Here is a 14,601-nt window from a genome sequence, read left to right as displayed (position 1 = left end):
CAACCTCTATATCTTTTATAATATATCAAAACTACTTATTTCGATAATGCTTCAGCCCCTCCGACAATCTCCAGGATTTCATTTGTAATTGATGCCTGACGTGCCTTATTATAACTTAACTCCAATTCTTTAATTAATTCAGTGGCGTTATCTGTGGCTTTATGCATTGATGTCATCCGCGCTCCATGTTCTGAAGCTATTGATTCCAAAATAGTTTTATAAAACATCGTTTTTAAGGATTGCGGCACAAGGTCTTCAATTATTTCACACCTATCTGGCTCATAAAGATACTGAGGCATATAAGTATAATCAAACTCAGGTAATTCCAAAGGTAAAAACTGTGAAACTGAAACATTTTGAACCGCTGCATTCACAAATTCATTATAAGCTAAGATTACCCTATCATATTTACGGCTCAAAAAATCCTTAATCAAGTTGGCTGAAATAGCTTCAACCGACTCAAAACTCACATGCCCGTATATATCATTATACTCTTTAGCACATTCAATCCCAGCAGACTTTAGTAATTTTTGCCCCTGTTTCCCAATAGAAACCACATCAATAAATCCATTTTTATAATGCGATGAATATTTATTTCGAACCAGGTTAACAACCTCCTTTACTATGCTAGAATTAAAAGCCCCGCACAATCCCCTGTTCGAAGTGATCATCATGACCAAAACTCGGTCAGGTTCTCTTGGTTCTGCTAATGCTATCTTCTGGTCCTCATCCAATGAGCTTACCAAATCCAAAATAATATCATTAAGCTTATCCACATAAGGCCTGATCTGAACAATATCATCCTGAGCTTTCTTTAGTTTTGCTGCAGAAACCATTTTCATTGCACTCGTAACCTGACGAGTTGTTTTAACTGACTCTATGCGTGTTTTTATATCTTTTAAACTGGGCATAGTATAAATTAATTATCTTCAACCTTATCAAATCGTCTGCCTACATCAGCAGCAACCTCTTGTAAAACTTTAGTCTCCTCATCAGAAATTTTACCGCTACCCAAAACTTCTAAAACATTTGGATATTGCATCTGAAGGTCATCAATAAAACTTTGTTCAAAATCCTTAACTCTATGTTCCGGAACAGCAGATAGCAAACCCTGTGTACCGCAATAAATCAGAGCCACCTGATGGGCTACATTTACAGGTGAATACTGGGGTTGCTTTAATAATTCCACATTCTTTCGTCCTTTATCCAACACCGATTTTGTAGCAGGATCCAAATCTGAACCAAACTTAGAAAAAGCCTCTAATTCCCTGTATTGTGCCTGATCAAGCTTTAAAGTACCAGAAACTTTTTTCATGGATTTAATTTGAGCACTACCCCCCACACGAGACACGGAAATACCAACATTAATAGCCGGACGTATACCTGCATTAAACAAATTACTCTCAAGGAATATCTGCCCATCAGTAATTGAAATTACATTTGTAGGAATATATGCTGAAACATCACCCGCCTGAGTTTCAATAATTGGCAAAGCTGTTAGAGATCCGCCCCCTTTAACCTTACCCTTAATAGATTCAGGCAAATCATTCATATTTGCAGCTATTTCATCTGATTCAATAACCTTCGCTGCTCTTTCTAACAAACGTGAGTGTAAGTAAAATACATCTCCCGGGTATGCTTCACGACCAGGCGGACGTCTTAACAACAAAGACACTTCCCTGTAAGAAACCGCTTGTTTAGATAAATCATCATAAATAATTAAAGCTGCCCTACCTGTATCTCTAAAAAATTCTCCAAGAGCAGTTCCTGTAAATGGAGCATAAAATTGCATGGCTGCGGGATCAGCCGCTGGTGATGAAACCACAGTTGTGTATTGCATGGCTCCATGTTTTTCCAATGTTTTTACAATTTGTGCAACCGTTGATCCTTTTTGACCAATAGCGACATAAATACAATAAACAGGATTTCCTTTTTCAAAATTTTCCTTCTGATTGATTATCGTATCAATAGCAATAGCTGTTTTTCCGGTTTGCCTGTCACCAATAATCAATTCACGCTGACCACGACCAATAGGTATCATCGAATCTACAGCCTTTAAGCCGGTTTGCAAAGGTTCTTTCACGGGTTGACGATAAATAACCCCTGGTGCTTTTCTTTCTAATGGAAATTCAAATACCTCTCCTTCAATGCTTCCTTTACCATCAATTGGATCACCATTAGTGTTAATGACCCTACCAAGCATCCCTTCTCCAACTTTAACTGAGGCAATACGTCCTGTTCTTTTAACAATATCACCTTCTTTTATTTCTCTGGAAGATCCTAACAATACGACCCCCACGTTATCCTCTTCCAGGTTTAACACAACGCCTTTACATGACTCAAATTCCACAAGTTCATTAGCCCTAACATTATTTAGGCCATAAACCCTGGCAATACCATCACCCACCTGAAGAACCGTACCCACTTCTTCAAGATTTGTATTACTGGTAAAACCTTCAATTTGCTTTTTTAATAATTCCGATACTTCGGCAGGTCTTATATTTTCCATTGGCACATTTTAATCTGAGGTAACTAACTAAGCAGTTTATTTTTAAATTCCTTAAGCTTATTGAAAATACTGGCATCCATCATTTTCCCATCTACCATCAATACAAAACCTCCAATCAGGTGGCTTTTTACATATACCTGTAAATCAATTTTAGCATTAAGTTCCTTTTCCAGCAATTTTAAAATTTTACTAAAATATTCATCAGATAATTCAATAGCAGTATAAATAGTTGCTGTTTTGAGACCAGTCTTTTTTTTATAAAAATCGATATAATTACGTGTAATTGATGGCAACAAAACCTCTCTTTTATTATCTACAATTACATTAAGGAAATTCATTGAAGTCTCGCAAATATACTTTTCAAAAGTTGATTTAAAAAACCTTTTCTTTTCGGCAGGAGTTATATTCGGACTTTCTAATACCTGACAAAATGCAGGAGTGCCTGAACATTGTTCAGAAAGCAACTGCATATCACTATAGATAGTCTCAATATTATTATTCTCCAGACTTAAAGAAAACAAAGCCTTTGCATATCTTACGGAAATCAAGCTATTATCCATACTATAACCTGTAATTAATTAAAATTCACATTGTCAAGATACTTATCAATCAATTCTTTTTGCTTTTGATCTGATTGCAGTTCTGATTCAAGAATAATACCGGCTATATCCACAGATAACTCAGCAACTTGTTTCTTTAGTTCTCTGATCGCAGATAACTTTTCAGCTTCAATTTGCTTACGGGCTAAATCAATTAACTTATTGGCTTCTTTCTGAGCACTATTACGAGCTTCATTAATAATTTTTTCTTTCAACTCTCGTGCTTCTTTCATAATATCATCACGATCAGTTTTGGCAGAATCTATTAATTCCTCACGCAATTTTACGAGATCCTCAACTTCCGACTTGGCCTTATCTGCAGCCTTTAAAGAATATTCAATTGTTTCTTCTCTAACCCTTAAAGCATGTAAAATAGGCCCCCAGGCAAACCTTTTCAAAACAAAAACTAATATCCCAAAAGTTAAAGTCGTCCAAAAGACTAAACCTGGATCTGGTGTTAATAAAAAATCCATTGCCTCAATTTTAATTCAACCCAAAATAATATTATCCCTTCAATAGAGCTACTACAATAGCAAATAATGCAGCACCTTCAATAAGTGCAGCAGCAATAATCATAGCTGTTTGTATTTTTGAACTAATTTCTGGCTGACGAGCCATAGCTTCCATTGCACCATTTGCCAATTTACCGATTCCTAAACCGGCTCCTAATACGATAATTCCAAGACCTACAGCAGTAAGAGAAAGTGTCATAATTTTACAATTTAATTAATGATATAATAGTTTATAAATTAATGTTCATGGTCTGCAACAGCCATTCCAATAAACAATGCCGAAAGCAATGTAAATATATATGCTTGTAACACAGCGACTAAAAGCTCAAGCATAAACATTACCAATGATAAAAGTATAGATACTGGTGATACAAAAACTGACTGCAATATAAATATTAATGATACCAAACTTAATATTATAATATGGCCAGCGGTTATGTTTGCTAACAAACGAATTGTTAATGCAAATGGTTTTGTAAACAGCCCAATAAATTCTACAGGAACTAACAGTACTTTAACAAAAAATGGAACTCCCGGTGCTGTTAAGGTATGTTTCCAATAGCTCTTGCTCCCGTTTATGTTTGTAATCAAAAAGGTAAGTACTGATAACACCATAGTAACAGAAATGTTACCGGTAAAATTACTCCCGCCGGGAAAGAATGGTACCAACCCTATCAAGTTATTGATCCATATAAAGAAAAAGACAGTCAACAGGTAAGGAACAAATTTTTCTCCTTTTTTTTGCCCAATCTGTTCCATAACAATATCATCCTTTACAAACAATACTATAGGTTCCAACAACGACTGCAGTCCTTTGGGACTAGCAGGTTTGCCCCTATACTTTTTTGCAATTGACGTAAAAATAAGAACAAGCAGGACTACTGAAATCCACATTGACCAGACATTCCTGGTTAATGAAAAATCCCAAGGCTTAGAGTTTATTATATGTCCATGTTCATCCTCTTCAAAACTCCCCGCTTTGTCAGTATTGTAAATTTCTCCATGATGATATAAAAAATAACTCCCTCTGCTTTCAGCAATATGAGAATGGTGATCAAAACGGGAATATAAAAAGAAGTGAAATTTACCTTTATTAATAAGAATTATTGGCAGGGGTATTTCAATATGAGTTTGATGATCCCCTTCTCCCCATGAAACAATGTGCCACACATGAGAATCAGAGATATGATGCATAATCAGCTCTGTCGGATCAAACCCTTCAGCCTCATGACTCTCACTATCAATTTCAGATCTCTCTTCTGCCACAGTTGGCAGTAAAAAACCTATTATTAATATGAAATACAACAATACACGTTTCATATGCAGTATAATAACTTCAGTTTCTATACATCTCTCATAAAGAACTTTACAGACAACCCGAGATATAAAAAATAATTAGCCATAAAAACAAGAACCAAACCATTCTTGTTTGTAGTATTATATTGTAGCATAAGCATTATAAACAACAAAGCGAAGATCATTTTTATACCTATGCTCCCTAATAAAATTGCAACTTTTAAGTCAGGCAATATTCTTATAAGTATTTTTGAAATCCAGATAACAATGCCAAACAGGCTAAAACAGAAACAATTAATATAAACGGACTCAAAAACCAGATTTTTATACCAAAGTAATGATGAAATTACATTTGAAAGAAAAATCAAGATTGAAACAAATGCAAATTTATTTAAAACATACAATTGGAACTTATCTATCACCAACTACTTCTTTATATTCTCTGCTGGCTTTGATACAGAACCTTTACCGCCCATATCACACTTCCCGGTAAATACTGCACCTGGTTCAATTGTTAGTTTTGCTGTATTTATGTCACCAAACACATTTGAAGAAGCTTTCAAAGAAAGAAGTTCACTTACTAAGACCTTTCCCTCAATTTTTCCGGAAACCTCAGAGTTTGCACAGTTAATTTCTCCTTTAACCATCCCATTGGGACCAACAACCACTTTCCCTTTTGATAATATATTTCCTTCTATTTCACCATCTATCCTAATATCCCCATTGGTTTCGATATTACCTGAGATTTTGGTTCCTGAACCAATCATATTAGGCAGTTTGTTTTCCGGTTCGTATGATTTAGCCATTTTTAAAATGTTTTTTCTTATTACGATTAATACTATTTGAAGTTTCAAAGAAAATAAAAAATAAATAAATCAAACGAAAAAAATTTATCTGAGTTATTTAGTTTTTAACAGCCCATCTAATTTAGGTTAATTCATCAAAATAACCAAGGCTCTACTACTTATACAAGAAATTCTTTTATTTTCTTCAGCTGAATTTCCTTATTCACCTGTCTTAAATTTCGCGCGGTATTGGTGTAATATACATGTTTAGAAATAAACTCATATTGCCTCACATTCCATTGTCTTTGTGAGATTTTTCCATCATATAAACAAACTTCTTCCCACAGTTTTTCAGATAATGGAATAAAATCCGCTCTACCCAGGTAATCTAAATCCGCATCCTTAATTATCTTTTCCATCAACAGTTTAGGTTCCGACATCATTTCTGTAACCATAATCAACTGACTTACAGCTTCTATTTCACTATTACTATAATTAAACTTCGGAAGAATCTCCCTGGCCATCCGTGCACTTTGCACTTCATGTTTTACAGGATTAACCATATAACCTGTATCATGAAACAATGCCGCAGTTTTCACCAGTAGCAACTCTTTACTATTTAAACCTTCAGCCCTGCCAATTACTTCAACCTGGGTACATACATCAATAGTATGTTTCACATTGTGATATTTTAGCGAAGATGGCAATTCTTCGCGTAATTGACTAAGTACCAAATCCTCTAAGTCATTATATCTAATCCACTGAAGTTTTGTTTTAAAATCCTCATTAGGAATCAACCCTTCCTTATCCTTGGACAAATGAGGCACAATCCCTTTCACAAAATACATATCTGTCTCCCCTTTATATTTAATAGGCATCTTGCCTCTATACTCACAATCAAAAAAATCCTTAATTAATTGATATGTAATACCTGAAACATTGATTTTACCGGCAACACCTGACGACTCCATCCTACTTGCTATATTAACAGTATCCCCCCATATATCAAAGGACAGCTTTTTACGTCCTATTACTCCTGAAATAACAGAACCTGTATGAATTCCTATCCTCAATTGCCAAAACTCACCGGTTTCCATATTCCCTGAATGCTTTGACTTCTGCATATAACTTTGCATTTCCAAAGCTGCCAATACAACTTCAATAGGGTTAGTACTATCTTTTTCAGGTAATCCTCCGGCGCACATGTATGCATCCCCAATCGTTTTAATCTTCTCTACTTTATGCTTTTCTGCAACTTCATCAAAATAAATAAAGAATTTATCGAGTTCATCAATTAACGTTTCCGGATTCATATGTTCCACTATCTTCGTAAAACCCTGTATATCCGCAAATAGTACGGTAGCCTTATCATACTTCACCGTTGCTTTGTGGATGAGTTTCCGACTATCAACTTCATTAACTTCAGGTTCAGTTTTAACATACTTTTTATAAAGAGGTGCTATAGAATCACGATGCCAGTCATTTACACTTTTGTTAAAAAAGTCAACAATCCCAACCTTAAATATTACGAAAAATGCAATAACAAACACTATTAATATAATGCTGGATATATAGTATCTATTGAAGCTGCTATGTATAACAATTTTGACTCTTTCTTCTGCTAAAGTACCATGTGACTTCAAAACAAAGGAATACTCACCATCCTTTAAATTATGGTAGTTACAACTGTTTTTTAAAGTCCAGTATTCAGGTTCAGAATTATAGCCATGAAGAAAAAACTTAAACCTCTCCTCTTGATTTGAAAAATCAGTAAAAAAATCAAATTCTATAAGATCATCTGTTTTTGCCCTGATTACAACACCATCCGGTATTGGGAAAGTAGCAACAGTATCTCCAGAAACAATTATCCTTTGTATTAAGCAATTAGTAGTATCTCGAACAATGTTTGTATTTTCAGCATACACTCCAGTACACAGGAATATAAATCCAAATATTAATAGAAGATAAATAACTAAACATGAATAAATATGTCGGAATTTAACAACCACAAAATTTTGTTTTTTGCATTAATTGTTGATTTTGCTTCAAAAGTAGTATATTTATTTCGCAAAATAAACCAATGTTTTTTTAATTAGTTTTATGGAAAATTCTGAAAGAACAATACTCATACCCTATGATTTCACGGAAATGGCCTACCATGCAATAGAACATGCCAAGGATCTTTCTTCCGGGAAGAATATAGGAATAACTCTTTTACATATAGCAAAAAAAGAAAATGAGGTTAAAAACTTAGAAGAAAAACTTGCAGAAGAAGTAAATAGAATAAATGACGAATTAGGAATCAAACCTAATGTTATTGTAAAAGAAGGAACCATATTTAAAACCATTAACCAGGTAGCCGAAGAAATTGACGCTACCCTTATTGTAATGGGGACGCATGGGATTAGGGGCATGCAAAAACTAACAGGAAGCTGGGCTTTGAAAGTTATTGTGGGTTCAAAAATTCCATATTTGGTAGTTCAGGATTCGCCATCTAAAGCTGAAACAAAAAAAATGGTATTCCCTGTTGATTTTAAAACAGAAAACAAAGAAAAACTTCATTGGGCTGAGTTTATAACTAAATTTTTGGATACTAAGATATATCTATTTAGTACTTCGTCAAAAGATGGGGCTGTTGAGCCGAGAACAAAAGCAAACCTTGTTTTTTGCAAAAACTTCCTGGCAGAAAGGGGCATTGAGTATGAAATTGGCCTTTCTGAAGGTAGCGGATCATTTTCTCAGGAAACCTTGAAATATGCCAAAGAGATAGAAGCCAATGGCATCATTATAATGACCACCAGAGATATTGCTTTCCACGATTACGTATTGGGCGCTAACGAACAGCAAATTATAGCCAATGACTCAAAATTCCCGGTCCTTGTGGTAAATCCAAGAACTGACTTAATGAAATATGGTTATGGTGGCTTTGGGTGATTATTACTTTTCCTTACTATAATGCAAAACAACGGCTTTTATGTCGTTGTTTTTTTTTATAATCAATAATTTTGTCAACAATATAACGTTTTGTTAATACATAAATGAGCTAACACATAAGTTTGGCCATTTTTCTTAATTCGTAAGAAAATAAACTATATATGGAATTACTTTTTGCAACAAACAACACTCACAAATTTAAAGAACTAAAAAACATGCTAAACAAAAACATTACTCTTAAGTGTTTAGCAGACATAAATTGTACAGAAGAAATACCGGAAACAGGTAACACCCTGGAATCAAATGCTTCTCAAAAATCTTTTTATATTCATAACAAATATAAGATTAATTGCTTTTCGGATGACACAGGACTGGAAATTGAGGCCCTGAATGACGCTCCCGGAGTATATAGTGCCAGATATGCAGGAGAGGAAAAGGACGCAGAGCAAAACATGTTAAAAGTTCTGGATATGATGAAAAAAGAAACGAACAGAAAAGCTCGATTCCGAACTGTTATTTCTTTAATTCTTAATGACCATGAGTATCAATTTGAGGGTATTGTTGAAGGTAAAATAGAAAAAGAAAAATCGGGAAATGAAGGATTTGGATACGATCCTATTTTTACTCCAGATGGATATTCTCAAACGTTCGCTGAAATGAATCTGGAAGAGAAAAATAAAATCAGTCACCGAGGACAAGCTGTAAAAAAACTGGTTGATTTTTTAAACAAAAGCATTGTCAATATCTAGCTTAACTTTTTTATATTTTGATTGTTATAAGCTTTAAACATTTTTATTTATGAAATATTTACCTCTATATTTTCTGTTTATTTTTCAAGTAGTCTCTTCTCAGGCTCCTGTTGGTAACTGGCAAGAATACTTAAGCTTTTCAAATGTCCACAGTGTAGATAAAATAGATAATATTATATATGCTGCAACTGATGCCGGATTATTCACCTATGATACCCAAGAATATATCATTAGCAAATACACCAAAATAAATAAACTAAGTGATATTGAGGTTTCAACAATAAAAGCAATACCGAATTCAAAAAAATTATTTATTGGCTACGAAAACGGAAATATCGATATTCTAGAAAACGGTCAAGTAGAAAACATCCCGGATTTAAAAATTAAATCCATGACTAACAGTAAAAGGATAAATCATGTAGATTTCATAAACGACAAAGCTTACTGTGCCACTGATTTTGGTATTCTTGTAGTAGATTACAACAAACTGGAAATCTCTGATTTCTATTATATAGGAAAAGAAGCTAGTAAGGTTAAAATATATCAGATTGCACATACAACCGATTCTATTTATGCTGCCTCCGAAACAGGTCTGAAAAAAGCTGATATTAATAGCTCTGCCTTATCATTTTTTGAAACATGGGAAAATACGGGTAATGATCAAAGTGTATTTTGTGCAGTTATTTCCATAGATGACAATATAATTGCCACAAAAAAATCTGCAGAAAAATACGAAACCTACCACCATTCAAATTCGGTGTGGGAAAAGATTTCTTCATCATCAAATTTTAAAAGCTTACAAAACAATGGCAACACATTTTCTATTGTTAACAGTAATAAAATTGAAATTTTCTACAGTAATATGATTCTAAAGAATACAATTTCTAATTATCAAGTAGAAGATAAAGATTTAACATTACAATGTACATGTATTTATATGGATAATACTAATACACAGTGGATAGGTGATAGCAAAAATGGATTGATCAAGTTAACAGAAAACACCAGCTTACAAATTTTACCGGATGGCCCGATATCTAACCGAAGTTTTTTTGTAAAAGCCACTAACAAACACTTGTGGACGTCCCAAGGTGATCACAATCATGTAGTATACCTACCTGCTGAAATATCGGTATTTGATGGTTCCTACTGGAATCACTTAACAAAAGATACAGATCCTTTATTAAATGGCTATAATAACATTTGCGACATTGCTATTGATCCAAGAAATGAAGATCATGTTTATTTAGCCAGTTATGGTGATGGAATTTTAGAGTTAGATCAACAAAAAGTTATTTATCGGTACAACGATCAAAACAGCGGTTTGCAAAAAGTATATATATGGGAACTTGCAGCTGGCATTGTTTTGGACAACGAAGGAAATCTTTACTCTAACAACCAAGAAGTTACGCATCCCATTGTTGTTAAGCCATATAATATTACTGATGACAAAGAAGGGTGGGTTCAGTATGATTATTTACCATATGATGACCCTGATGATCAAACCTGGTTAAGAAAAATGATTTTTACAAGTTGGGGTGATATTTGGGCGGTGGCAGCAACTGAACCAAATGGGTTGTTTGTAATAGATATAAACGGAACACCATACGATGATAGTGATGACAGATACCGAGGACCAAAAAACGAGCGCAATGTTACTTTTACGGATTCAAGGTATTCTGATCTGGCAATATGGAATGAAGAAGGACAGGCTGTCAGCTCTAAGGTAATCTGCCTTGTAGAGGACAAGAGTGGATACATTTGGGTGGGTACAGAAAGAGGCTTATTGGTTTATTACAGACCAAGAAATATTTTTGATGAAGAAAGACCTCAGGCATCAAGAATACTGGTTCCCAGGAATGATGGCAGTGGGTTGGCTGATTATCTGTTAGAAAATGAAAGCATCATGGTAATAGAGATTGACGGAGCAAACAGAAAGTGGATAGGTACCCGAAATGGATTATTCCTCGTATCTGCTGATGGAACAGAAACCATACATCATTTTACCAGTTCAAACAGCCCACTAATATCCAATATTATAAACAGTATTTCCATTAATCCACAAACTGGTGAAGTTTTTATCGCGACAAATAAAGGTATCGTTTCGTATATGGGAACTGCAACAGAGGGAAAAGCTACTTATAATGAAGCTAGGGTATTCCCAAATCCTGTATATCCCAATTACGAGGGTTATATTACTGTAAACGGTCTGGTGGGAAACTCAACAATTAAAATAACAGATGTTAGTGGAAAACTGGTTTTTGAATCCATATCTGATGGAGGGCAAGTAGTTTGGGATGGAAGAAATCTAAATAATAAGCCCGTAAGTAGCGGAGTATATCTTGTTTTTGCAACAAATGAAGATGGTGAAAAAGCACTGGCAACTAAAATAATGATTATTAGATAAAACAGTTCCATTTTTATTTTACATTTTAGCAGATTACTTTTGTATAAAACAAAACTAATATCTCTCAATGCATAAACGAATTCTCACTATAACAATATGTGCCATCCTAGGCATTGCATTAATTTATTCTTACTTTTTTTTACACGATTACAAAAACTATAAAAACAATAACATCATTAAAGGTATTCCAACTGACGTTTGTTTAATTATAAAAATTGATGATATTGAAAAAATTACAAATCAGGTAAAAGAAAAAATAAATTATAAAGATGACTTATTAAAATTTAGTTTTTTTCAGAAATTTTACAATACCATCTCTATCATTGACAGTACATTAGAAAACAAAGATATATATAACATTTTAAAACATAAACCTGTTTCAATATCTCTTCATCCTGAAGGCAAAGACAACCTTTCACCCTTGTTTACTTATTCATTAAGTAACAAAGCAGAACAAAAAAAATTGATAAACTATCTTATCAATGAGAACGGAAATGCATGGGATATTAATACCCGGAAATACAATTCTAACAACATATATAAGTTAACACACAATAATTATAAAATTGAACTATTCTTTACTTTTGATAATGGTTTGTTGATTTTTAGCCCCTCATCATTAACTGTTGAGAAATCGATACGACAGCTTGATACTGAATTCTCTTTAATAAACGATGATACTTTTTTCAGACTATACAAAACGGCAGGAAACAGCAGTGATATAAACTTGTTTATTAATTTATCACAAATCCCTCAAGCTATTAAGTCCCTATTTAACACAAGTACTAGTAAACATTTAGCTTTTATAAAAAAAATGGGAAAGTGGGGAGAGCTAGACCTAAATATACACAGCAACACTGTTAATATCAACGGATTTATATACCCTGAAAAAGAACACAATAAGCTCAGTACAATTTTTAAAGATATAAATCCTTCTACTTCAAAAATTAGTAAGGTAATACCCTCAAATTGCCCATTTTTTATAAGTTACAACATTGATGACAGTAATAAATTCAAAGAAAATTTTCATAATTATTTAAAGACTAACAATCTATTAGACAATTATAAAAACAGAATTCTTTCAGTAACTAATAGCAATTCTGATTTTGAAAAATATATTTTTAACTTTTTAGGTGATGAATTTGCCCTATTATATAACTCAAGCAACTTACCAAACCATGATGAAGCCAAAACATTAATTATTGAAACGATTAGTAAATCAAAAACTCTAAATTACCTCGAGAAAATTACAAACATTCCAATTAAACCAATTTACAACTATAAAATTGACAGTAACACTTCCTATCCGGTTTATAAAGGAGAAGGACTTGAGGGGATACAAAACATATTTGCCCACTTTTTCCCTACCATACCAACAAAATACTTTTGCTTTATTGATAATTATATTGTATTTGCCAATAGCATAAATACACTAAAAGCCGTCATTTATTCCAACGAGTTAAAAAAGACAATCTACAACAGCAAATACTACCAACAATTCACAGAAAACTTTTCTTATAAAGAAAATATGTTTGTTTATTGTGATTTCTCCAAAATATCATCTATTGCTCCCAATATATCAAATTTTGAATTATTAAACCCTGGCAAAGATCAAAAAGAAGCCTTATCCAATTTCTATGGTGTTGGTTTCCAAATTACAAATGCAAAAGAACTTTTATATACAAACATTTCAATTGAACACCTTCCTGTGCGCGAAGCTGAACCAAGAACAATATGGCAGAGTGGACTTGACAGCACTATCTTCCAGAAACCCACGCTGGTTACCAATCATTATACCAATGAAAAAGAAATCCTTGTACAGGACAAATCAAATATCTTATACTTAATTGCTAATAATGGAAAAATTTTATGGCAAAAAAAATTAAACAACCAAATTCTTAGTACCATATATCAAATTGATTATTATAGAAATAACAAACTACAATACCTTTTCAACACAAAAGAGAAAATCTATTTACTTGACCGGAATGGAAACCATGTTGAAAAATATCCCATTAACCTAAACCATGAGGCAACAAATGGCATTGCTCTTTTTGATTATGACAAAAACCGAAATTACCGAATTTTTGTTGCATGTAAAGATAAACGAACGTATGCTTACGATAAAACAGGGAAAATATTAAATGGCTGGAAAGCAAAGCCCACAGAAGGCTTTATATCCCAACCAATACAACACTTCAGATTAAACAATAAGGATTTTATCGTATTTGCCGACGATAAGAAAAACTATATCCTGAATAGAAAAGGGAAGTCCAGAGTGTCTATTAATGAAGATTTTATTAGAGGAGCCAATAGTATTTTTTATGAATACGGAAGTACATCTATTATTACTTCCGACATTGAAGGGAATGCCAGAATAATAGACCTAAATAATGGCCTAACAACAAAAATTGACCTTCTTAATAATAGGGAAGATCATTATTTTACTTTCACAGATATTTCCGAAAAAACAGGAAATGAAATACTATTACTGACAGATAATGAGGCTACATTATACTCAGAAAAAGGCAAAAAGATCTTTACAAAAGAATTTGATGGTAATATATCATTAACCGCTGATATATATCAATTTTCATCTAACAATAAAAAAATTGGTGTTTTTGACGAACAAAACCAAAAAATATACCTGATTAATGGCAATGGGAGTTTATATAAGAACTTTCCTTTAAAAGGAAGATCGAGATTTAGCATTGGATTTTTAAGCTCAGAAAGCACCCAATTTAACCTTATTGTTGGTGGCGATAACAATTACCTTTACAATTATCGAATTGAATAGCATAAAGAGAAGT

General features: G+C 33.3%; 12 protein-coding genes. 4 read left to right on the top strand and 8 right to left on the bottom strand.

The window, feature by feature from the left end; genetic code table 11:
* Positions 1-35: 35 nt before the first annotated feature.
* From atpG to OM074_RS12440, 8 genes are all read right to left on the bottom strand, one after another.
* Positions 36-911, bottom strand: coding sequence for an ATP synthase F1 subunit gamma (gene atpG, locus OM074_RS12475; protein WP_301199886.1), 876 nt, complete (start codon positions 909-911; stop codon positions 36-38).
* A gap of 8 nt (positions 912-919) precedes the next feature.
* Positions 920-2,509: a F0F1 ATP synthase subunit alpha gene (gene atpA, locus OM074_RS12470; protein ID WP_301199884.1), complete on the bottom strand. Its 1,590-nt coding sequence runs from the start codon at positions 2,507-2,509 to the stop codon at positions 920-922.
* 23 nt (positions 2,510-2,532) lie between these two features.
* Positions 2,533-3,069, bottom strand: coding sequence for an ATP synthase F1 subunit delta (atpH, locus tag OM074_RS12465; protein WP_301199882.1), 537 nt, complete (start codon positions 3,067-3,069; stop codon positions 2,533-2,535).
* A 14-nt stretch (positions 3,070-3,083) separates the two neighbouring features.
* Positions 3,084-3,581, bottom strand: coding sequence for a F0F1 ATP synthase subunit B (atpF, locus tag OM074_RS12460; protein WP_301199880.1), 498 nt, complete (start codon positions 3,579-3,581; stop codon positions 3,084-3,086).
* Between the two features lie 31 nt (positions 3,582-3,612).
* Positions 3,613-3,819, bottom strand: coding sequence for an ATP synthase F0 subunit C (gene atpE / locus OM074_RS12455; RefSeq protein WP_301199878.1), 207 nt, complete (start codon positions 3,817-3,819; stop codon positions 3,613-3,615).
* Positions 3,820-3,857: 38 nt separating this feature from the next.
* Complete coding sequence (gene atpB, locus OM074_RS12450) at positions 3,858-4,940, bottom strand: F0F1 ATP synthase subunit A (protein WP_301199876.1); 1,083 nt, start codon at positions 4,938-4,940, stop codon at positions 3,858-3,860.
* 401 nt (positions 4,941-5,341) lie between these two features.
* A complete protein-coding gene (locus OM074_RS12445) occupies positions 5,342-5,722 on the bottom strand; it encodes a bactofilin family protein (RefSeq protein ID WP_301199875.1) in 381 nt (126 codons plus the stop codon).
* 158 nt (positions 5,723-5,880) lie between these two features.
* Positions 5,881-7,710: an adenylate/guanylate cyclase domain-containing protein gene (locus OM074_RS12440; RefSeq protein ID WP_301199873.1), complete on the bottom strand. Its 1,830-nt coding sequence runs from the start codon at positions 7,708-7,710 to the stop codon at positions 5,881-5,883.
* Positions 7,711-7,801: 91 nt separating this feature from the next.
* Here OM074_RS12440 and OM074_RS12435 point away from each other — a divergent pair, with 91 nt between their 5' ends.
* From OM074_RS12435 to OM074_RS12420, 4 genes are all read left to right on the top strand, one after another.
* Complete coding sequence (locus tag OM074_RS12435; protein ID WP_301199871.1) at positions 7,802-8,635, top strand: universal stress protein; 834 nt, start codon at positions 7,802-7,804, stop codon at positions 8,633-8,635.
* A gap of 161 nt (positions 8,636-8,796) precedes the next feature.
* Positions 8,797-9,384 (top strand): non-canonical purine NTP diphosphatase, encoded by a 588-nt coding sequence (locus tag OM074_RS12430; RefSeq protein WP_301199870.1) that lies wholly within the window; start codon positions 8,797-8,799, stop codon positions 9,382-9,384.
* A gap of 49 nt (positions 9,385-9,433) precedes the next feature.
* On the top strand, positions 9,434-11,791 hold the full coding sequence (gene porZ / locus OM074_RS12425; protein ID WP_301199868.1) for a type IX secretion system anionic LPS delivery protein PorZ: 2,358 nt from the start codon (positions 9,434-9,436) through the stop codon (positions 11,789-11,791).
* Between the two features lie 67 nt (positions 11,792-11,858).
* Entirely contained in the window at positions 11,859-14,588 is a 2,730-nt protein-coding gene (locus OM074_RS12420; protein WP_301199866.1) for a DUF3352 domain-containing protein, read from the top strand.
* The last annotated feature ends 13 nt before the right edge of the window (positions 14,589-14,601 follow it).

Source organism: Plebeiibacterium marinum, assembly GCF_026013615.1.
Classification (GTDB): domain Bacteria; phylum Bacteroidota; class Bacteroidia; order Bacteroidales; family Marinilabiliaceae; genus Saccharicrinis; species Saccharicrinis marinus_A.
Note: the sequence above shows the minus strand (reverse complement) of the source record. Positions and strands in the feature narration are given on the sequence as shown.

Coding starts and splice junctions, on each gene's coding strand:
- atpG (WP_301199886.1), bottom strand. CDS start 911: ATGCCCAGTTTAAAAGATATAAAAACACGCATAGAGTCAGTTAAAACA.
- atpA (WP_301199884.1), bottom strand. CDS start 2,509: ATGGAAAATATAAGACCTGCCGAAGTATCGGAATTATTAAAAAAGCAA.
- atpH (WP_301199882.1), bottom strand. CDS start 3,069: ATGGATAATAGCTTGATTTCCGTAAGATATGCAAAGGCTTTGTTTTCT.
- atpF (WP_301199880.1), bottom strand. CDS start 3,581: ATGGATTTTTTATTAACACCAGATCCAGGTTTAGTCTTTTGGACGACT.
- atpE (WP_301199878.1), bottom strand. CDS start 3,819: ATGACACTTTCTCTTACTGCTGTAGGTCTTGGAATTATCGTATTAGGA.
- atpB (WP_301199876.1), bottom strand. CDS start 4,940: ATGAAACGTGTATTGTTGTATTTCATATTAATAATAGGTTTTTTACTG.
- OM074_RS12445 (WP_301199875.1), bottom strand. CDS start 5,722: ATGGCTAAATCATACGAACCGGAAAACAAACTGCCTAATATGATTGGT.
- OM074_RS12435 (WP_301199871.1), top strand. CDS start 7,802: ATGGAAAATTCTGAAAGAACAATACTCATACCCTATGATTTCACGGAA.
- OM074_RS12430 (WP_301199870.1), top strand. CDS start 8,797: ATGGAATTACTTTTTGCAACAAACAACACTCACAAATTTAAAGAACTA.
- porZ (WP_301199868.1), top strand. CDS start 9,434: ATGAAATATTTACCTCTATATTTTCTGTTTATTTTTCAAGTAGTCTCT.
- OM074_RS12420 (WP_301199866.1), top strand. CDS start 11,859: ATGCATAAACGAATTCTCACTATAACAATATGTGCCATCCTAGGCATT.